This window comes from Streptococcus sp. HMSC076C08 (assembly GCF_001810825.1).
Classification (GTDB): domain Bacteria; phylum Bacillota; class Bacilli; order Lactobacillales; family Streptococcaceae; genus Streptococcus.
This window is the reverse complement of record NZ_KV802721.1, coordinates 98,590-118,149: the sequence shown is the minus strand read 5'-3', so window position 1 is coordinate 118,149 and position 19,560 is coordinate 98,590. Positions and strand designations below refer to the sequence as shown.

24 protein-coding genes are annotated in these 19,560 nt (G+C 39.9%); 11 read left to right on the top strand and 13 right to left on the bottom strand.

The window, feature by feature from the left end; genetic code table 11:
• The first annotated feature begins 177 nt into the window (after positions 1 to 177).
• From uvrB to HMPREF2766_RS02110, 7 genes are all read left to right on the top strand, one after another.
• Complete coding sequence (gene uvrB / locus HMPREF2766_RS02145; RefSeq protein WP_045591229.1) at positions 178 to 2,166, top strand: excinuclease ABC subunit UvrB; 1,989 nt, start codon at positions 178 to 180, stop codon at positions 2,164 to 2,166.
• An 8-nt stretch (positions 2,167 to 2,174) separates the two neighbouring features.
• Positions 2,175 to 2,738: a GNAT family N-acetyltransferase gene (locus HMPREF2766_RS02140; protein ID WP_000262762.1), complete on the top strand. Its 564-nt coding sequence runs from the start codon at positions 2,175 to 2,177 to the stop codon at positions 2,736 to 2,738.
• Positions 2,704 to 3,207: a GNAT family N-acetyltransferase gene (locus HMPREF2766_RS02135; protein WP_070567475.1), complete on the top strand. Its 504-nt coding sequence runs from the start codon at positions 2,704 to 2,706 to the stop codon at positions 3,205 to 3,207. The genes HMPREF2766_RS02140 and HMPREF2766_RS02135 overlap by 35 nt, the downstream gene beginning before the upstream one ends.
• An 89-nt stretch (positions 3,208 to 3,296) precedes the next feature.
• Positions 3,297 to 3,800, top strand: coding sequence for a hypothetical protein (locus HMPREF2766_RS02130; RefSeq protein WP_070567473.1), 504 nt, complete (start codon positions 3,297 to 3,299; stop codon positions 3,798 to 3,800).
• 495 nt (positions 3,801 to 4,295) lie between these two features.
• Positions 4,296 to 4,853 carry a hypothetical protein gene (locus HMPREF2766_RS02120; RefSeq protein ID WP_070567470.1) on the top strand — a complete coding sequence of 186 codons (558 nt, stop codon included), beginning with the start codon at positions 4,296 to 4,298 and terminating at the stop codon, positions 4,851 to 4,853.
• Entirely contained in the window at positions 4,831 to 5,274 is a 444-nt protein-coding gene (locus HMPREF2766_RS02115; RefSeq protein WP_070567468.1) for a hypothetical protein, read from the top strand. The genes HMPREF2766_RS02120 and HMPREF2766_RS02115 overlap by 23 nt, the downstream gene beginning before the upstream one ends.
• A gap of 23 nt (positions 5,275 to 5,297) precedes the next feature.
• Positions 5,298 to 5,765, top strand: coding sequence for an 8-oxo-dGTP diphosphatase (locus HMPREF2766_RS02110; protein WP_070567466.1), 468 nt, complete (start codon positions 5,298 to 5,300; stop codon positions 5,763 to 5,765).
• Here the strand turns inward: HMPREF2766_RS02110 and HMPREF2766_RS02105 are convergent.
• On the bottom strand, positions 5,762 to 6,277 hold the full coding sequence (locus HMPREF2766_RS02105; protein ID WP_000159158.1) for a transcription repressor NadR: 516 nt from the start codon (positions 6,275 to 6,277) through the stop codon (positions 5,762 to 5,764). The two genes, HMPREF2766_RS02110 and HMPREF2766_RS02105, sit on opposite strands and share 4 nt — an antisense overlap.
• Positions 6,278 to 6,288: 11 nt before the next feature.
• Positions 6,289 to 6,816 carry an ECF transporter S component gene (locus HMPREF2766_RS02100; RefSeq protein ID WP_000354645.1) on the bottom strand — a complete coding sequence of 176 codons (528 nt, stop codon included), beginning with the start codon at positions 6,814 to 6,816 and terminating at the stop codon, positions 6,289 to 6,291.
• 135 nt (positions 6,817 to 6,951) lie between these two features.
• On the opposite strand from HMPREF2766_RS02100, the gene HMPREF2766_RS02095 reads away from it, so the two are divergent.
• Complete coding sequence (locus tag HMPREF2766_RS02095; protein ID WP_070567464.1) at positions 6,952 to 7,311, top strand: hypothetical protein; 360 nt, start codon at positions 6,952 to 6,954, stop codon at positions 7,309 to 7,311.
• A 39-nt stretch (positions 7,312 to 7,350) separates the two neighbouring features.
• On the opposite strand, the gene HMPREF2766_RS02090 is transcribed toward HMPREF2766_RS02095, so the two are convergent.
• From HMPREF2766_RS02090 to coaB, 3 genes are read right to left on the bottom strand one after another with little or no spacing between them, the layout of a single operon-like run.
• A complete protein-coding gene (locus HMPREF2766_RS02090; protein ID WP_070567462.1) occupies positions 7,351 to 7,914 on the bottom strand; it encodes an ECF transporter S component in 564 nt (187 codons plus the stop codon).
• Positions 7,898 to 8,449 (bottom strand): phosphopantothenoylcysteine decarboxylase, encoded by a 552-nt coding sequence (gene coaC, locus HMPREF2766_RS02085; protein WP_001274062.1) that lies wholly within the window; start codon positions 8,447 to 8,449, stop codon positions 7,898 to 7,900. Before coaC ends, HMPREF2766_RS02090 begins: the two co-directional genes overlap by 17 nt.
• A gap of 11 nt (positions 8,450 to 8,460) precedes the next feature.
• On the bottom strand, positions 8,461 to 9,150 hold the full coding sequence (gene coaB, locus HMPREF2766_RS02080) for a phosphopantothenate--cysteine ligase (RefSeq protein WP_070567460.1): 690 nt from the start codon (positions 9,148 to 9,150) through the stop codon (positions 8,461 to 8,463).
• Between the two features lie 228 nt (positions 9,151 to 9,378).
• On the opposite strand from coaB, the gene HMPREF2766_RS02075 reads away from it, so the two are divergent.
• The 3 genes from HMPREF2766_RS02075 (at position 9,379) to radC (ending at position 14,248) form a co-directional block, all read left to right on the top strand.
• Positions 9,379 to 11,049 carry a formate--tetrahydrofolate ligase gene (locus HMPREF2766_RS02075; RefSeq protein WP_070567459.1) on the top strand — a complete coding sequence of 557 codons (1,671 nt, stop codon included), beginning with the start codon at positions 9,379 to 9,381 and terminating at the stop codon, positions 11,047 to 11,049.
• A gap of 184 nt (positions 11,050 to 11,233) precedes the next feature.
• A complete protein-coding gene (pcrA, locus tag HMPREF2766_RS02070) occupies positions 11,234 to 13,525 on the top strand; it encodes a DNA helicase PcrA (protein ID WP_070567457.1) in 2,292 nt (763 codons plus the stop codon).
• A 42-nt stretch (positions 13,526 to 13,567) separates the two neighbouring features.
• Positions 13,568 to 14,248, top strand: a complete 681-nt coding sequence (gene radC, locus HMPREF2766_RS02065; RefSeq protein WP_070567455.1) for a RadC family protein — start codon at positions 13,568 to 13,570, stop codon at positions 14,246 to 14,248.
• Positions 14,249 to 14,262: 14 nt separating this feature from the next.
• Here radC and HMPREF2766_RS02060 read toward each other — a convergent pair whose 3' ends face one another.
• From HMPREF2766_RS02060 to HMPREF2766_RS02025, 8 genes are all read right to left on the bottom strand, one after another.
• The gene (locus tag HMPREF2766_RS02060) at positions 14,263 to 14,751 is read right to left on the bottom strand and encodes a hypothetical protein (RefSeq protein ID WP_049518767.1); all 489 of its coding nucleotides are present in this window, start codon (positions 14,749 to 14,751) and stop codon (positions 14,263 to 14,265) included.
• Between the two features lie 24 nt (positions 14,752 to 14,775).
• Complete coding sequence (locus HMPREF2766_RS02055) at positions 14,776 to 15,465, bottom strand: gamma-glutamyl-gamma-aminobutyrate hydrolase family protein (protein WP_000743311.1); 690 nt, start codon at positions 15,463 to 15,465, stop codon at positions 14,776 to 14,778.
• Between the two features lie 15 nt (positions 15,466 to 15,480).
• Positions 15,481 to 16,122 carry a redox-sensing transcriptional repressor Rex gene (locus HMPREF2766_RS02050; protein WP_000653409.1) on the bottom strand — a complete coding sequence of 214 codons (642 nt, stop codon included), beginning with the start codon at positions 16,120 to 16,122 and terminating at the stop codon, positions 15,481 to 15,483.
• Between the two features lie 82 nt (positions 16,123 to 16,204).
• Positions 16,205 to 16,420, bottom strand: a complete 216-nt coding sequence (locus HMPREF2766_RS02045; RefSeq protein WP_000286093.1) for a DUF4649 family protein — start codon at positions 16,418 to 16,420, stop codon at positions 16,205 to 16,207.
• A 6-nt stretch (positions 16,421 to 16,426) separates the two neighbouring features.
• Positions 16,427 to 16,774, bottom strand: a complete 348-nt coding sequence (locus HMPREF2766_RS02040; RefSeq protein ID WP_000863522.1) for a DUF1831 domain-containing protein — start codon at positions 16,772 to 16,774, stop codon at positions 16,427 to 16,429.
• Between the two features lie 4 nt (positions 16,775 to 16,778).
• Positions 16,779 to 17,894, bottom strand: coding sequence for a cysteine desulfurase family protein (locus HMPREF2766_RS02035; RefSeq protein WP_070567453.1), 1,116 nt, complete (start codon positions 17,892 to 17,894; stop codon positions 16,779 to 16,781).
• A gap of 9 nt (positions 17,895 to 17,903) precedes the next feature.
• On the bottom strand, positions 17,904 to 18,863 hold the full coding sequence (locus HMPREF2766_RS02030; protein WP_001283843.1) for a ribose-phosphate diphosphokinase: 960 nt from the start codon (positions 18,861 to 18,863) through the stop codon (positions 17,904 to 17,906).
• Positions 18,864 to 18,974: 111 nt separating this feature from the next.
• Entirely contained in the window at positions 18,975 to 19,544 is a 570-nt protein-coding gene (locus HMPREF2766_RS02025; RefSeq protein WP_070567451.1) for a CYTH domain-containing protein, read from the bottom strand.
• Between the last annotated feature and the right edge of the window lie 16 nt (positions 19,545 to 19,560).

Here is a 19,560-nt window from a genome sequence, read left to right as displayed (position 1 = left end):
TAGTCTCCTTTTCCGAATATTTTCCCATTATATCAGAAAATGAATGAAAAGGCAAATTTTATGAAAATTATGTAAGGAAATGTAACATGAAATACTCGCTCTTATCAACTTAGAGTAGAGTCTGAAAAGTAAATTTATGGTAAAATAGAAGGATAGAAAAATGCAGACGAGGCAATCATGATTAATCGAATTACAGATAATAAATTTAAACTAGTATCAAAATATGAACCATCAGGAGATCAACCACAAGCGATTGAGCAGTTGGTTGACAATATCGAGGGTGGTGAGAAGGCTCAAATTCTGATGGGGGCGACGGGTACAGGGAAGACCTATACCATGAGTCAGGTCATTTCCAAAGTCAATAAACCAACTTTGGTCATTGCCCACAATAAGACTCTGGCTGGTCAGCTCTATGGAGAATTTAAGGAATTTTTCCCTGAAAATGCAGTTGAGTATTTCGTATCCTACTATGACTATTACCAACCCGAGGCTTATGTCCCTTCGAGCGATACCTATATTGAGAAGGACAGCTCTGTCAATGATGAGATTGACAAGCTCCGTCACTCAGCGACTTCGGCTCTTCTGGAGCGTAACGATGTCATCGTCGTGGCTTCAGTTTCTTGCATTTATGGTTTGGGTTCGCCAAAGGAATATTCTGATAGTGTTGTTAGTCTTCGTCCAGGTCTTGAGATTTCTCGTGATAAACTACTCAATGACTTGGTAGATATTCAGTTTGAACGCAATGATATTGATTTCCAACGGGGAAGATTTCGCGTTCGCGGGGATGTGGTTGAGATTTTCCCAGCTTCCCGAGATGAACACGCTTTTCGAGTAGAGTTTTTCGGGGATGAGATTGACCGTATCCGAGAAGTTGAGGCGCTGACAGGTCAGGTATTGGGAGAAGTCGATCATTTGGCGATTTTCCCTGCCACTCACTTTGTGACCAATGACGACCATATGGAAGTTGCCATTGCCAAGATTCAGGCAGAGTTGGAGGAGCAGTTAGCTGTCTTTGAAAAGGAAGGCAAACTTCTGGAGGCCCAGCGTTTGAAACAGCGGACAGAGTATGATATCGAAATGCTGCGTGAGATGGGTTATACAAATGGGGTTGAGAACTACTCTCGTCACATGGATGGTCGTAGCGAAGGAGAGCCTCCTTATACGCTTCTCGACTTCTTCCCAGATGATTTCTTGATCATGATTGATGAAAGTCACATGACCATGGGGCAAATCAAGGGCATGTACAATGGAGACCGTTCGCGTAAGGAAATGTTAGTAAATTATGGTTTCCGTCTGCCGTCCGCCTTGGACAATCGTCCCCTTCGTCGTGAAGAATTTGAGAGTCATGTGCATCAGATTGTTTACGTTTCAGCGACACCAGGCGACTATGAAAACGAACAGACCGAGACAGTGATCGAGCAAATCATTCGTCCAACAGGACTTTTAGACCCAGAGGTGGAAGTCCGTCCGACTATGGGACAGATTGATGACCTCCTAGGTGAAATCAATGCTCGTGTTGAAAAGAATGAACGAACCTTTATCACCACTTTGACCAAGAAAATGGCAGAGGACTTAACTGACTACTTCAAAGAAATGGGTATCAAGGTTAAGTACATGCACTCAGATATCAAGACCTTGGAACGGACTGAGATTATTCGCGACCTGCGCTTGGGTGTTTTTGATGTCTTGGTCGGAATCAACCTCCTTCGTGAAGGGATTGACGTTCCTGAAGTAAGCTTGGTTGCCATTCTAGATGCTGACAAGGAAGGTTTCCTTCGTAATGAGCGTGGCCTCATCCAGACCATTGGTCGTGCTGCCCGTAATAGCGAAGGGCATGTTATCATGTACGCTGATACCATGACCCAGTCTATGCAACGTGCTATCGATGAAACGGCCCGCCGTCGCAAAATCCAGATGGCTTATAATGAAGAGCATGGTATCGTTCCACAAACCATTAAGAAAGAAATCCGTGATCTGATCGCTGTAACTAAGGCAGTTGCCAAGGAAGAGGACAAGGAAGTCGATATCAATAGCCTCAACAAACAAGAGCGCAAGGAACTTGTTAAGAAACTGGAGAAACAAATGCAAGAAGCCGTCGAAGTGCTTGACTTTGAACTGGCAGCTCAGATACGTGATATGATGTTGGAAGTCAAGGCGTTGGATTAGGAAAAAGTATGGTTTATTTAAGAAAACTAATTGAAGAAGATTTGGTGTCTTTGTGGGAAATTGCTTATTCACAATCTAATCCAATTTGGAAGCAGTATGATGCTCCCTATTATGACGATTATCAGCATTTTCCTAATTTTCAAGAATTTAAACTACAAAAATCAGAATCTACTCTAAACAACTCAAATCGCCTTGGTATTTTTGTTGATGATAAATTAGTTGGGACTGTTTCGCGCTACTGGGTATGTAAACAAACAAGATGGATGGAATTGGGGATTTGTATTTATGATAACAAATTTTGGAACTCTGGCATTGGAAAAGCTGCTATGCTACAATGGATAGATCGGACATTTAAGGATTACTTGGTGTTGGAGCATCTTGGTTTGACAACTTGGTCAGGAAATCTTGGTATGGTAAAACTTGCTGAAAAATTAAGAATGAAAAAAGAAGCTCATATTCCAAAAGTTCGTTATTACCAAGGCAAATATTTTGATAGTATTAAATATGGTATTCTGAGAGAAGAATGGAGTAAAATAAATGAACCTAACTATCAAACAAATGGAAACTCCTGAAGAGATAGAAGTTAAATCCTTCGTTCATTGGCAAACGTGGAGAGAGGCTTATGATGATCTTTTACCTGCAGAATTTCAGGAGACGATGACATTAGAAAGATGTCGATTCTTTAGTCAAAAATATCCTAAAAATACATTGATTGCGATAGATGGCATGAAGGTAGTTGGTTTTATCAGTTATGGAAACTTTCGTGATGAGACTATTCAAGCTGGCGAAATTATTGCCTTATATGTTTTAAAAGACTATTATGGAAAAGGTATTGCTCAGAAGTTAATGAAGGAAGCTCTGACTACTCTTGAACAGTTCTCTGAAATATTTTTATGGGTATTAAAAGAGAATAAGCGAGCCATTGCTTTCTATCAAAAAATGGGTTTTACTTTTGATGGGCAAGAAAAAATACTTGACCTTGGAAAACCTATCACTGAAATTAGAATGGTACGTAAGAAATCCTCAAAATCTGAGAGTTAAATACTGGTAGAATTGCGATTTTGTTTTCAGATTACGCAATGAACAAACAATCATGTTTTAGATTATATTTTAAATAGAGGGAAGTTATTATGAAATTGAAAGAGACGAATTATAAGAAATCATCAGGCTTAGATTCTGTTCGTTTTTGGTTACAAGGGCATCGATTTGTCAAATTTATGCTTGATATGTTCTTTTATATCAGCTTGTTCCTAGTTATAGAATTTACAACATCACAGAACAAAAGCCTTCCAGCTGATTTTCGGTACAGAGAGCTTTTATTTCCCTTGCAATTGAATCTTTTTATCTTGGGTAATAGGTTCTATGCTCTCTTTTTGTCAGTGAAAACTAAAAAAGAAAGGACCCTTAAAAGATTTTGTGAACCCTTTATTTATATCAATATCGTTAGCTTCATTTTTCAACTGATTGGTGTGAGAAAAAGAGGAAGAGTTGTTCTCTCACCTTTGTTTTCACTGGAGTCATCCTATATCTGGTTCCCTATTGTCGTCTACCTTCTGGTGTTGGTGTTAACTTTGGCAATCTTCTTTCTCTCTAAAGCTTCAAAAAAAGGAGTAGATGAAAATGAAGATGAGTAGGCAAATGAAGTACAAGACAAAAGAAAAGTCTTCTTGGACTAAAAGGTTTTCTCTTTGGTTGGAAAGGCATCGAAAGATTAGTCAACTCTTGGATACGAGTGTGTTATTTGGATCTATGTTTGTATCATTTCTCGCCGCCTCTTACATTAGTTATCCATTACCGAACATGAACTATCTTTCCCCCTTAAGCTTCAATCTTATCCTTCTGATCTTATCAACTTATATCCTTGTCTTTCGTTTTAGTAGTGATAAACTTCAGAAATGGCGTTACTTTTCATGGGGATTTATTGGGTTTAATGGTCTTCTTTTTCCCCTTCATCTCTTGGTAGGTCTGAATTGGCTAGGACGTCGTAAGTCAACGAATTTCCCTCCCATAATTTCTATGGATCCAGCATATGTCTGGGTCCCTATTGTAAGTTATCTCTTTTTCTTTTTCTTGGGGCTGGGCATTCTGCTTTTGATTATACGGATAGAAAAGAGAAGAAGGAGGCGTAAATGGAACGAAAGACTAAGAGGCAAAAGAAGGTCAAACAACAGAACAGACAAATGAGAAAAATCCAGAAAAAGTATTCTTTGGTAGCTCACGTCCAATTGTGGCAGGAAAGACATTCAAAGATTGCTTCTTTTATGGATGGTGGTATAATATTATTATCTATTTTTGGTATCATGTATGTGTTGTTCGGGACGTCACTTATCCCGAAACCATATCAAGAACTGTCCTATGTCTTGCCAATTATTATGAATTTTGTCTTTTTGGTTCACACATTCTATCAAGGTATTTTTAGAGATGGTTTTAGCAATAAGGCTTCAGTACAAGGATTTTTAAAAGCTTTTCTATACATAAATGGACCTATTTTTTTCCTCCACTTACTTGTTGGGGTGAAAGGGAGAAATGTTAAAAAAATTCCTTCCCTATTATCGATCGATTATCGCTACATCTGGCTTCCAATTACTACCTATCTAATCTTTTTCATCATTCCAGCGATATTAATGTTCATTTTGAAATATAAGGACAAAAAGAGGAATAATCATGACAAAAGAAAATCTAACTAAGTTATTTTCATTTAAAACTCTCTATTTGGCTTTGCTAGTTTTTGTGATTCTTCATTTGGTGCTGTTAGTTTTTGGTCTATCCTTTACGCCAGTTTTGTGGAATAGTTGGTTTTTCATTCTTTGTTTGACCTTCCTAATCCATCCTTGGAGAATCTTTTATAGAACAAGAGATGCTAAATGGTATCACCTTATTTTTCAAGTATTTAGTGGATTGGTGACATTTTACCTTTGGTTTGCAGCATTCTTTGTTTTATCAGTTATCTCGGATCCAACCATTCCTATTAATATAGACTATCACATACAAGATAAAGAAATCATCATTGCTAGAGGTTTTTTGGCCCGTACTACTTATGAACATCATGAATTGATCAATCCCTTTATCATGAAGGCAGAAGTAAAATACAATGAAGATACATTTTAATAACTTAGAAAGCGAGTAAACCTATGTCCCGTGCCCAAGCAACTATTTTAACCAACATCTGTCTGATTGAAGACCTCGAAACCCAGCGCGTGGTGATGCAGTATCGTTCACCCGAAAACAATCGCTGGTCTGGCTATGCCTTTCCAGGAGGACATGTTGAGAATGGCGAGGCTTTTGCCGAGTCTGTCATTCGTGAGATTTATGAAGAAACAGGTCTAACGATTCAGAATCCACAACTAGTCGGCATTAAAAACTGGCCCTTAGATACAGGTGGGCGCTACATCGTCGTTTGCTATAAAGCGACAGAGTTTACTGGAAATCTCCAATCTTCAGAAGAAGGAGAAGTATGTTGGGTGCAAAAAGACCAGATTCCAAACTTGGATCTGGCCTATGATATGTTGCCTTTGATGGAAATGATGGAAGCACCTGACAAGTCTGAATTCTTCTATCGCCACCGCACAGAGAACGGCTGGGAAAAAGAAATTTTCTAGTCTTTTACTAAATAACCTAACTGATCCAAGGCCTCCTCGATATAGTGGAGGTCTTGTTGTGTCTCGGCTTCAACAAGGTGGTAATGGATGCCGTCTGTCAATTCAGAAAGGGGTCTAAAGTCTGAATTCTCGACTTGTTCCAGAAAGTGCTGGACATCTCGGCGGCAGGTGAGTTTGAGTAGGGTTTCAATTTCGCCATAAACGGGATGATCGATTAAGATATTTTGAACGCGTCCGCCATTGTCTACAATAGCTAGTAGTTCCTGACCGATTTCTTCCAGTTCATGTTTCACTTTAAAGAGTTTGTGCACGTAGGGGCTGGCATCATTTTCTTTGTAGATATAGCCACGATTGGTGGATAGGATAGGAGCTCCATCTGCTCGGAGAATAGCGATGTCCTGTACAATGACCTGACGCGTAACATGAAAGTGTTCAGCCAAGGTTTGACCATTGAGAGCTTTTGGCGCTTCTTTTAATAGTTTGAGAAGAGCTTGTTTGCGATCCTTTGTCATAGTTTTTCCTTTTAGCGACGTTTTCGAAGCACTTTATAGACAGCTAGTGCTAATGTATAGTCTACCATACTATGGACGATTGTGCCAAAACCAACTAGGACAAAGAGAACATAAAACATATTTTCAACATTTGTCCCTGAAGTAGCATAGAAGATGATACAAGCTATTACTTCAGCGATAGCATGAACAACACCCAAAACAAAGTTAAAAATCCAAGATGTCTTTGGTTTATCCAAGGTTTCAGGGAATTTCTTTAAGTACAAAGCCCCCAAAGTACCAAAAACAATGTGAGAGAAGGCACGAAGTACAATAACAGGGGGATAACCTGCCATTAGGAAGCCGAGACTAGAAGCAATAATCACAAAAGCAGCCATCAAAGGCGAAAGAAACATGGCGATAAAGATGGGGATATGACTTCCCAAGGTGTAAGAAGCCGGTGGGATAACGATTTTAAAAGGCATAATGATTGGAATCAAAATCGCTATTGCAGTGAGTAGGGCAGTCATAGTCATAAACTGCGTTTTTTTCCGTATATCCATAAGAACCTCCATTTATCTGTATATACACAAGTATAGTACAATAAATCACCAATCAAGTCAAGAAGCATTATTGATTTTTCAGGAAAATTTGGTTAAAATGTGGTAAAGAATAATAGGAAACGAGGAGAAAATGTGATGATACTTTTTGTTTACCTAATAGTGGTAATCGTGATGATGTCAAAACAGAAAAGTGAAGGGAAAGTAGTCTCAGGTTGGACTCGTTTCCTAGTTTATAGTTTATTAGTCCTTTCGCTACTCTCTCTATTAGCAAGTAGCTTGGCTGTTTCACTTTTTAGCCTTCCTTTATTAGGTTTTCTTTTGATGGCAGCAATACTAGAAATTGCCTATTTGGTCAGAATGGTGATTGCTTTTGGTTTGATTTTACTGTCACTAACTCTATACTTGGATAGTCAGAAAAGTCAGCAACCTATACGGCTTTCGCATCAATTCCTGCTCTTTGGATTTCACATTTTTTTGATTATTCTCATGCATTAAATATGAAAACTCCACTTTCATTACGAAAGTGGAGTTGTTTTATTTTTTCAAGGTTTGTAAACGTGGGACAATTGCTACTGTTAGAACTGCAGAGATGACAAGCTCAGCAATTGAGTTGGTTGAAATGACGGTTGCAAGGAGTTTTTGGATATTTCCATCGAAGACACTTCCAAAAAGGAAGAAGATTCCCCCAAGGACAAAGACGGTGTTGGTAAGGGAACCGAGGGCACCAGCTAGGATTAGCCCAGTTTTATTTTTCATCAGTTTATAGACCAAGTAAGGTGTCAGACCGATCAAAATGCGAGGGACAATAGCGATAATCGCAGAGTAAATGTTTCCGTTCGGTACGAATGGTGAGAAGAGGTAGCTGGTTGGAAGGATGGTAATCGTGTTTACCGTTAAGCTTAGCAGTCCCATCAAGAAACCAAGTGTAACACCAACTCGTGGGCCGTAAATGATACTAGCAATGATTACTGGAATATGAACGATAGTTGGTTTAATTGGAAATGGGAAAAGATTAAATAGGAGAGAGCTCAAAAAGTGGATAACGAGCATAACTGCAAAAAAGATAGCAATTGGGGCAATGTTAGAGCGTTTGTTCATCGAGGGTTTCCTTTATTCTTTCTAATATAGTATTCAGGTCAGCTAGGGCGCCTTTGCCGTGATCGCCACAGGCTAGTAGAGATTCTTTTGGAGAGATGATCTGATAACCATAGGTCTCTAATGTTTTTAGATTAGCCTGGGTTGCCGGATGGTCATACATCTTTGTATTCATGGCTGGCGCGACTAACTTTTTGACGTGGTCTGGCAGGGCAAGTGCTGTACTTGTCACCATGTTGTCCGCAAATCCATGGGCTAACTTTGCTATGGTATTAGCAGTAGCTGGGGCTACAATAAAAAGGTCAGTCCTTTTGCCTAGTTCGATATGATTGACTTGATCAGGAGCGGGTTCCTGCATGACATCAAGGTGGACAGGATTTTGAGAGAGGACCTGTAGTGTCAGCGGTTGGATAAACTCTCTCGCTGCCTCAGTCATTAAGACAGTGACCTGATGGCCCTGTTTCTTCAAGGAACTGACTAGATCAGCTGATTTATAGGAGGCAATGGAACCTGTCACTGCGATGAGAATATTTGCCATGGCTTTCCTTTCTAAAAATCGTATGCTTGAATTTTTTCAAGGAGGAGGTTTGCTATTTCCTCTTTGGTTTGAACGGTTTGGAGTTCCTCTTTCTCAACAAAGATTGCTTGATGCTGGTTTGCTGAAATTTGAGTCAGGTCATTTGCGATGATTAAGTCTGCTTGGTTCTTGATAAGACTTTTTCTAGCAATCTCAATGAGATAATCCTCAGAGACATCAACCAATAGTTTGAAACCAATCAGATGAATGGCAGGGTTCCATTCCTTGACTAGAGAGATGATTTTGGGTGTTTTTTTCAGGAATAAAACCTGCACCTCATCAGTTGATGAAATCTTAGTCTGATGATTCTGCTTGATTAAAAATTCTTCTAAATTAGAGCTAGCCTGTACCTCCTCAAGCCCCGTCATATAAACAGGAGTATAGTCGGACACAGCCATTGAGTGGATTAAGACCTGATATTCCTTAACAAGTTCTTGCATCACAACTAGAAGGTCGTTGGTATTATCAATTTCTCGAATGCTTAGGTTGGGATGAGCTTCTGGCTTCAGAGCTCGTCTTGTCGTTATCAAACAAACTTCATGCCCCGCAGCAAGCAAGGTTTCTGTGATGATTTTCCCCAAGCGACCTGTAGAATGGTTAGTAATAGAGCGGACACTATCGATAGCTTCACTGGTACCGCCCGATGTGACTAAAATTTTCATAGCACTATTGTACACAAAAATAAACAGTAAGTAAAATGAAAGCGATAAAATTTTGCTAAAACAAAGCTACACTATAGTTTATAACTATAAAGCCATATAAAATTTTTAAAAGAGCCCTAAAAATCTTGAAATTCAGGATATTTACGAACGTTTAGAGAGTTTATGGATGTTAAAAATCTTGTTTTGTGTTATAATGAATTATCATATTAGAGGCTAGAGGAGTTTTGAATGAAAACAGATATTGAAATCGCACAGAGTATTGAGTTGAAACCAATCGTTGATGTTGTAGAGAAACTGGGTATTTCTTACGATGATTTGGAATTGTATGGAAAGTACAAGGCTAAGCTCAGCTTTGATAAAATTCGTGCAGTTGAGAGCAATCCAGTTGGAAAATTGATCTTGGTTACTGCCATCAATCCAACACCAGCGGGTGAAGGAAAGTCAACCATTACCATTGGTCTTGCGGATGCCTTGAACAAGATTGGTAAGAAAACCATGATTGCTATCCGCGAACCGTCTCTTGGCCCAGTAATGGGGATTAAGGGTGGTGCTGCAGGTGGTGGTTATGCCCAAGTGTTGCCAATGGAGGACATCAACCTTCACTTTACCGGGGATATGCATGCCATTACAACTGCCAACAATGCTCTTTCTGCTTTAATTGACAATCACTTGCATCAAGGAAATGAGCTGGGAATTGACCAACGTCGAATCCTTTGGAAACGTGTGGTGGACTTGAACGACCGTGCCCTTCGTCATGTGACCGTTGGACTTGGTGGCCCTCTAAATGGTATTCCACGCGAGGATGGTTTCGATATTACCGTTGCTTCAGAAATCATGGCCATTCTTTGCTTGGCGACCGATATTGAAGATTTGAAACGTCGCTTGGCTAACATCGTTATTGGCTATCGTTACGATCGTACGCCAGTTACTGTTGGTGATTTGCAGGTTGAGGGAGCTTTAGCATTGATTTTGAAAGATGCTATTAAGCCAAACTTGGTTCAGACAATTTATGGTACACCTGCCTTTGTACACGGTGGTCCATTTGCCAATATTGCTCATGGATGTAACTCTGTTTTGGCAACAAGCACAGCCCTTCGCTTGGCTGATTATACAGTCACTGAAGCTGGTTTTGGTGCGGACCTTGGTGCTGAGAAATTCCTTGACATTAAGACACCAAACTTGCCAACATCTCCAGATGCTGTTGTCATCGTCGCAACCCTTCGTGCCCTTAAGATGAATGGTGGCGTAGCTAAGGACGCTCTTACAGAGGAAAATGTTGAGGCTGTTCGCGCAGGTTTTGCTAACTTGAAACGCCACGTTGAGAACATTCGTAAGTTCGGTATTCCAGCAGTTGTGGCTATTAACGAATTTATTTCTGATACAGAAGCTGAAATCGCAGCCTTGAAAGAACTTTGTGCCTCAATCGATGTTCCAGTAGAGTTGGCTAGTGTCTGGGCTGATGGCGCAGAAGGAGGCGTAGCGCTTGCTGAAACACTTGTCAAGACAATCGCTGAAAACCCAGCTAACTATACTCGTCTGTATGACAATGACCTTTCTGTTCAAGAAAAGATTGAAAAGATTGTCACTGAAATCTATCGTGGTAGCAAAGTGAACTTTGAGAAGAAAGCTCAAACGCAAATCGCTCAAATCGTTCAAAACGGATGGGATAAATTGCCAATCTGTATGGCTAAAACTCAGTACAGTTTCTCTGACAATCCAAATGCACTTGGAGCACCAGAAAACTTTGAAATCACAATTCGTGAATTGGTACCAAAATTGGGTGCAGGCTTCATCGTTGCCCTAACTGGTGATGTCATGACCATGCCAGGTCTTCCAAAACGACCAGCCGCTCTTAATATGGATGTTGAAAGTGATGGAACGGTCCTAGGCTTGTTCTAGTAAATTGCAATTGATTTCAAATGAGTTTGGAAAAGCTATCCAAGCTCATTTTCTTGTCTAGATATGAGGCGTTGTCGTCAGCTGATAATAGAGTTACTTTCTAGACGCAATCAGTCTAGCTAAAGATATTTTCCCTAATTTCTGATATAATAGAAACATTGACTTCAAGAGTAAGGAAGAGAAAATGAACGCTTTATTGAATGGAATGAATGACCGTCAGGCTGAGGCGGTGCAAACGACAGAAGGGCCCTTGTTAATCATGGCGGGGGCTGGTTCTGGGAAGACCCGAGTTTTGACCCACCGTATTGCTTATTTGATTGATGAAAAGATGGTCAATCCTTGGAATATCTTGGCCATTACCTTTACCAACAAGGCTGCGCGTGAGATGAAAGAGCGTGCTTATGGTCTTAATACAGCTACTCAGGACTGTCTGATTGCGACCTTTCACTCAATGTGTGTTCGTATCCTGCGTCGCGATGCGGATCATATTGGCTACAATCGGAACTTCACTATTGTAGATCCAGGAGAGCAACGAACTCTCATGAAGCGCATTCTCAAGCAATTAAACTTAGATCCTAAAAAATGGAATGAACGGACTATTTTGGGAACCATTTCCAATGCTAAGAATGACCTAATTGATGATGTGGCTTATGCTGCTCAAGCTGGTGATATGTATACGCAAATCGTGGCCCAGTGTTATACGGCCTATCAAAAGGAGCTTCGTCAGTCTGAATCCGTTGACTTTGATGATTTGATCATGTTGACTTTGCGTCTCTTTGATCAGAATTCTGATGTTTTGACCTACTACCAGCAGAAGTTCCAATACATCCATGTTGATGAATACCAAGATACCAACCATGCCCAGTACCAATTGGTCAAACTCTTGGCTTCACGCTTTAAAAACATCTGCGTGGTCGGTGATGCGGACCAGTCTATCTACGGTTGGCGTGGGGCTGATATGCAGAATATCTTGGATTTTGAGAAAGATTATCCTAACGCCAAGGTTGTTTTGTTAGAGGAGAATTATCGTTCAACAAAAACCATTCTCCAAGCCGCCAATGACGTCATCAAAAACAATAAAAATCGTCGTCCTAAGAATCTCTGGACTCAGAATGCGGATGGGGAGCAGATTATTTACTATCGTGCAAATGACGAACAAGATGAGGCTGTTTTTGTAGCCAAAACCATTGATGAACTTGGTCGTAGCCAAAACTTTCTTCACAAAGACTTTGCAGTGCTTTACCGTACTAACGCTCAATCCCGTACCATTGAGGAAGCCCTGCTCAAGTCCAATATTCCTTATACTATGGTTGGTGGGACCAAGTTCTACAGCCGTAAGGAAATTCGTGACATTATCGCCTATCTCAACCTCATTGCTAATCTGAGTGATAATATCAGTTTTGAGCGCATTATCAACGAACCAAAACGTGGAATTGGACCAGGAACCGTTGAGAAAATCCGTGATTTTGCGAATTTGCAAGAGATGTCTATGCTAGATGCCTCAGCAAATATCATGTTGTCTGGCATCAAAGGGAAAGCAGCCCAGTCGATTTGGGATTTTGCTAATATGATTTTGGATTTGCGGGAGCAACTGGACCAATTAAGCATTACAGAGTTGGTTGAAGCAGTTCTTGAAAAAACAGGTTACGTCGATATTCTTAATGCCCAAGCAACTCTAGAAAGCAAGGCTCGGGTAGAAAATATCGAAGAGTTCCTATCAGTTACTAAGAATTTTGACGACAATCCTGATAGTCAAGAAGAGGAAACTGGCTTGGATAAACTCAGTCGTTTCTTGAATGACTTGGCTTTGATTACAGACACAGATTCAGGCAGTCAGGAGACATCTGAAGTAACCTTGATGACCTTGCATGCTGCTAAAGGGCTTGAGTTTCCAGTTGTCTTTATCATTGGGATGGAGGAAAATGTCTTTCCTCTTAGTCGAGCAGCTGAGGATCCTGATGAACTGGAAGAAGAACGCCGTTTGGCCTATGTAGGTATCACACGCGCTGAGAAAATCCTCTATTTGACCAATGCCAACTCTCGCTTGCTTTTCGGTCGTACCAACTATAACCGTCCAACTCGTTTTATCAATGAAATTAGTTCGGACTTGCTCGAGTATCAAGGTTTGGGTCGTCCTGCTAACACCAGTTTCAAGGCTTCGTATAGCAGTGGTGGGATTGCTTTCGGTCAAGGCATGAGCCTAGCTCAAGCGCTTCAAGAACAGAAACGAAATGCCGCACCAAGCTCTATCCAGTCAAGTAGTCTCCCATTTGGACAGTTTGCAGCTGGAAATAAAAAAGATTCAAGCGATACCAACTGGTCTATTGGGGATATTGCTCTCCACAAGAAGTGGGGAGAGGGAACTGTTCTGGAAGTCTCTGGTAGCGGTGATACGCAGGAGTTGAAAATCAATTTCCCAGAAGTCGGTCTGAAAAAACTCCTAGCCAGCGTTGCCCCAATTGAGAAAAAAATCTAATTTTTCATCCTTCTCACGAATAATAAAGTGAGGAGGATTTTTATGTACAGTATTTCATTCCAAGAAGATTCACTCTTGCCTAGAGAAAGACTAGTTAAAGAAGGAGTAGAGGCGCTGAGCAATCAAGAATTACTAGCTATTTTGCTCAGAACGGGAACGCGTCAGGCAAATGTCTTTGAAATTGCCCAAAAAGTCTTGAATAATCTTAACAGTCTAACTGATTTAAAGAAAATGACCCTGCAGGAATTGCAGAGTCTGTCTGGTATTGGACGGATTAAGGCCATTGAATTACAAGCGGTGATTGAACTGGGACATCGCATTCACAAGCACGAAACCCTTGAGATGGAAAGTATTCTCAGTAGTCAAAAGCTAGCCAAGAAAATGCAACAGGAACTTGGTGATAAAAAACAAGAGCACCTAGTGGCACTCTATCTCAATACTCAAAATCAAATCATTCATCAGCAGACCATTTTTATCGGCTCTGCGACACGTAGCATTGCTGAACCAAGGGAAATCCTTCACTATGCCCTCAAGCATCTGGCTACCTCTGTGATTCTCGTTCACAATCATCCATCTGGTGCTGTATCTCCTAGTCGAAACGACGACCATGTCACTAAGCTAGTCAAGGAAGCTTGCGAACTGATGGGAATTGTTTTCTTGGACCATTTGATTGTATCGCACTCGGATTACTTTAGTTACCGTGAAAAGACAGATTTGATTTAAGATTACACATGATCTTACTCAATCACTTCTAAAACATAGGAATCTACTTCTGTCATATTGATAACAGGAAGAGGTTTTATCGTGGGCACAAGTAAATTTTCTTGAACGATAAAGTTGACAATCGCATTGAAATCTTCGATTTTATAATATCTTTTTTTATGAATGAGAATATCTCTGTAAAAGTAAAGACTTGAATGAAATTTACTTTTTAGTTTGGCATCTGCCTTTTTACAAAATCGTTTTGCCTTTTTAGACATTTCTTTCAGCTGTTTTTCTTTTTCTTTTTGAGATAGTTTATCGAAATTCTCTTTATTCTTAGAAAAAGATTGGTAACTTTCCGCTGTTAAAAGTCTATAGAGATTAGAAAGATGAAAGCAAACTGTTATTTCTTTTTCATTATTTGATAAGAAAAGATTAGCTTCCTTTTCCTTATAAGATATGAAAACATTAGCTTCTATATCTCTCAAAATCTCATGAGTAGAAGGTATTTTAATTTCATTCATGTTTTAATAACCTATTTATAAGTCCTAGAGTTCGTTAACAACATAGTCAAACAATGTTTTATCCTTGGGACGATTTTCAAAGAGAAATTCAGGATGCCATTGAACACCAAGATAAGGAAAGCCGTCCGTAGTTGTCACAGCCTCAATGATTCCATCTTTAGGATCATGTGCTACAACCTTAAGATTTGAGGCTAGATCTTTAATGCTCTGGTGGTGGAAGGAGTTGATGTGAGAGATTTCTCCATAGATTTCTCGGAGAATGGTATCAGGTTCCGTTACGAGGCGTTGGGTCGTGTATTCGGCTGAACAGTCCTGCCAATGATCCTCAATATCTTGGTGAAGCGTGCCCCCCATGGCGACATTGAAAAGTTGAGTACCCCGACAAACAGAGAAAATTGGCTTCTTTTGCTTAATCGCTTCTTTAATAAGTGCTAGTTCAAAAATATCTCTTTGAAGGTGGTAGTCATCACTATCAATAGCCTTTGGTTCACCATAGTATTTTGGATCAACATTTTGCCCACCCGTTAGGATGAGCTTATCAATGATACTGATGTAATAGGCAGCCATTTCTTGATCACCAATCGGTAGGATGATTGGAATTCCGCCAGCGTCCTTGACTCCTTCAACAAAGCCCTTTGCTGCATAGCTCATCATGATGTCATCATCTGGATGAGCTTTTTCATTTCCTGTAATCCCAATAACTGGTTTTTTCATACATGCTTTCGCTTTCTAATCCTCTTTACGCATAAAATAGAGGAGGGTTTGGAGTTCGCTTGTCAAATCGACATACTGAACAACCACATCTTTTGGAAGGTGAAGGTGAACAGGGGAAAAGCTGAGAATACCTTTTATACCAGCATCAACCAAAAGATTGGCAACTTCTTGTGATTTAACACTTGGAACTGTTAGGATAGCAGTTTTGACATCTGCTTCTTTGATTTTTTCTTTAATCTGAGAGATACCATAGATTGGAATCCCATCAGGTGTCTGGCTTCCAACTTCTGGATGGTCATCTAGGTCAAAGGCCATGATAATTTTCATCTTGTTACGCTCATGGAAGCGGTAGTGGAGAAGGGCATGGCCCATATTTCCGATTCCAACCAACATAACATTTGTAATTGAGTTATCATTTAGGAGATCAGCAAAAAAATTCATCAATTTTTTGACATCGTAACCAAAACCTCGACGACCTAGTTCACCAAAATAGGAAAAATCCCGACGAACGGTCGCAGAATCGATACCGATAGCCTCTGCAATTTGTTTGGAGTTGGCACGTTCGATTTTTTCTGCATGAAATCTCTTGAAAATTCGATAATAAAGAGAGAGTCTTTTTGCTGTTGCTTTTGGAATAGCAGACTGTTTATCTTTCACAAAATCACAACCTTTCTATTCTTCTATTTTATAGAAACATTGTGAAAAAATCAACAAAAACAAGAAAAAACTAAGAAATTTCTTAGTTTTTATCTGAAAAATGAGCTTGTGATAGAAAACGGTAGAGATCGCCAACCAATCCTTGATAAATCACCTTATCATTCAGCGTTAAGGAGCTGATTAGGAGAGTATCAGGTAGGGTCACACAGCCTGATAGAGATAACATGAGCTCTTCGTAATCCTTATATTCAAGTGTACGTTCTACGTGATAGTTATCTTGATAGGTAAGTCGATACATAGTCAATTATCTTTCTTCTTTAGTGAAGATACCGCGTTCTACTAAACTGTCCATGAGGAAGTAGAATTTTTCCTGATGAATGTGGTGGTCTTCTGATTTAAAGATATTGACCAAACGAAGGCCAGACTTGTCAGTAATGTTGAGTTTAGCACCTGTAAGGTCTTTGTTGATGATGATTTTTAGCTTGAAACCTTCACCACTGTTGGGTACTTTCTCAAGCAAACGAGTCAGTTCGAAGTTTCCAACTTTTGTTTCAAAGAAAGTATTATCTTTCAGTGTGAACTTTTTAACAGTTGGACTAAGTGTATAGTCGTAGCGGCAGTTTTGTAGTTTAATGGTTTTTTCGAATGCCATTAGTTTAATCTCCAATAATTTTTTTTAAGGTTTGTGCGAGTTGTTTCAGTTCTTCCTCAGTGTTAAGAGGAGAAAGACTGATACGGACAGATTCTGTTAAACGATGCGAATCAGACCCATAAAATGCTTCAAGCACATGACTGGTTTGCACAATACCAGCAGTACAAGCCGAACCGGTAGAAATTGAAATTCCTTCAAGATCTAACCGAAGTAAAAGTAAATCATTTTTCTGACCAGGAAAACCGATATTAAAAACATAAGGCAGTTGGTCTTGACTTTCATTGAGATAGTAGTCTAAATCGGAAATCTCTTTTAGAAAAACAGATTTAAGTGCGCTTAGTTTTTGGTAATGCTCAACTTGGTCATTCAAATCCTCTTTGAGAGCAGAGACCATACCTACAATGGCAGCGAGGTTTTCTGTTCCAGCCCGTTTCTTTTGTTCTTGGTCTCCACCGTGAAGGTAGGAATCAAAATCCGCGGAAGAAGCATAAAGAAATCCGACTCCTTTTGGTCCATGGAATTTGTGGGCAGAAGCGCTGAGGAAATCAATTCCTAACTCCTCTGGATGGATAGGAATTTTCCCAATAGCTTGAACAGCATCTACATGATATGCAGCAGGATGATCTTTTAAAATACGTCCAATCTCAGCGATAGGTAAGAGACTTCCTGTTTCATTATTAGCATACATGGTGGAAACGAGAATGGTATCGTCACGTAAGGCTTTTTGAATTTGCTGGGCAGTTATCTCTTGATTTACTGGTTGGATGATAGTTGCTTCAAAACCAAAATGTTGCACCAGATAATCGATAGTTTCAAGTACAGAATGGTGTTCAATAGCTGTCGTGATGATATGTCTTCCACGATTTTGATGACGGAGACAATAGCCGATAATGGCTGTATTGTTACTTTCTGTACCGCCAGACGTGAAAAAGATATGTTGAGGTTTGGTTCCTAGCAAGTGGGCTAAGTCCTGACGAGCCTCTCGCAAGAGTTTGCCAGCCTGCCGACCATGACTATGAATACTAGAAGGATTACCATGAGTTTCTTGCATGACCTTGGTCATTTCAGAAATAGCTACTGCTGACATAGGAGTCGTAGCAGCATTGTCCAAATAAATCAAAGAATCACCTTATTTCTTTTTGTTGTAAGCAAAGAGTGGGCTGACTGGTTTTCTTTCATGGATGCGGACGATAGCATCACCAATTAATTCGCTAGCAGTAATGTAGCATACATTTTCTGGAGTTCTTTCTTTGGTTGCTACGGAGTCTGTCACAAGGATTTCTTTGATGTTTGTAGCGTCAAGAAGGTCTGCTGCACCTTCAACAAATAAACCGTGACTAGAAACTGCATAAATCTCAGTTGCACCTTCACGTTCAACGATTTTGGCTGCTTCAGAGAAAGTACGACCAGTATTTAGGATATCGTCAATCAAGATAGCCTTCTTGCCTTCAACATCCCCAATGATATAGCCTTCGTTACGATCAGAATCGTCTTGGGCGTAGTCAATGATAGCAATAGGAGCATCAAGGTATTCAGCCAAACTACGTGCACGTTTAACACCAGAGTTCTTTGGACTGACAACAACAACATCAGAACCAAGAAGTCCTTTATCACAGTAGTGCTTAGCAAATAGAGGAACAGTATAAAGATTGTCTACAGGAATATCAAAGAAACCTTGGACCTGAACAGCGTGGAGGTCAAGCGTTAGAACACGGCTTACACCAGCTTTGACAAGCATATTTGCAACTAGTTTTGCAGTGAGGGGTTCGCGAGAAGAAGCGATACGATCCTGACGCGCATAACCAAAGTAAGGGAGGACAACGTTGATACTATGAGCACTTGCACGTACACAAGCGTCAACCATGATCAACAACTCCATCAAGTGGTTGCTAACAGGGTAGCTGGTTGACTGGATGATGTAGACATCGTAACCACGGACACTTTCTTCAATGTTGACCTGGATTTCGCCGTCAGAAAATTGACGAGAGGATAATTTCCCAAGAGGTACACCAACTGTATCCGCAATCTTTTGAGCGATTTCATGGTTAGAGTTTAGGGTGAAAAGTTTCATGTTGTTTCTATCTGACATTATAGACCGTCCTCTGTAAACTTTATGAATCTTCTTTGAGAAAGTTTTGTTTTTCAAAGCCAGATTCTTTTATTTTTATCTTTTCTATTTTACCAAAAAATAGAGATTATTTCAGCTTTTTTTCATGCTTTTAATAAAACGAATTAATTTTGAAGGAGCTTTCTGATAAGTAATCTGATTTTCATCTAAAAATCTCTTAAAATCAGCTTTCCCTTTTTCATGGTCGGTGACTTCAAGCTCGAGTTCATAGTCCGTCTGGTCAAAGTAGTGACTTTCATCTAAGGCCATTAAGCCAATTTCAGTTTTCATTTCATAACGTAGAGTGGAAAGACAGCCTAGAACAAACCAGTCATGGCTTTCGATGCCAATCTTAGAGAGCTTCTCTAGAACGAGACCCTGAGGTAGTTTTTGTTTTTCTAGGTATGATTCAGCTTCTGGAAGAGTTAGTTTCTGATTGTATTCCATATTTCCTACAGTTTGAGGCACTTTCAAGGTCAATTCCGCCCAATCTGAAAAGGTGCGAATGCGCATGGCAACCTTCTTTTCACGCAATTGGAAATCTGGTGTGTCAATGTAGTAGTTCTTCTGAAGAACGGGTTGGATATGGGAAAACTGTTTTTTTAGATGATCATATTCCTCTTTTTTCAGAAGTGTTTTCAATTCTATTTCTAAATGTTTCATTTTTTCAACCTTTTCT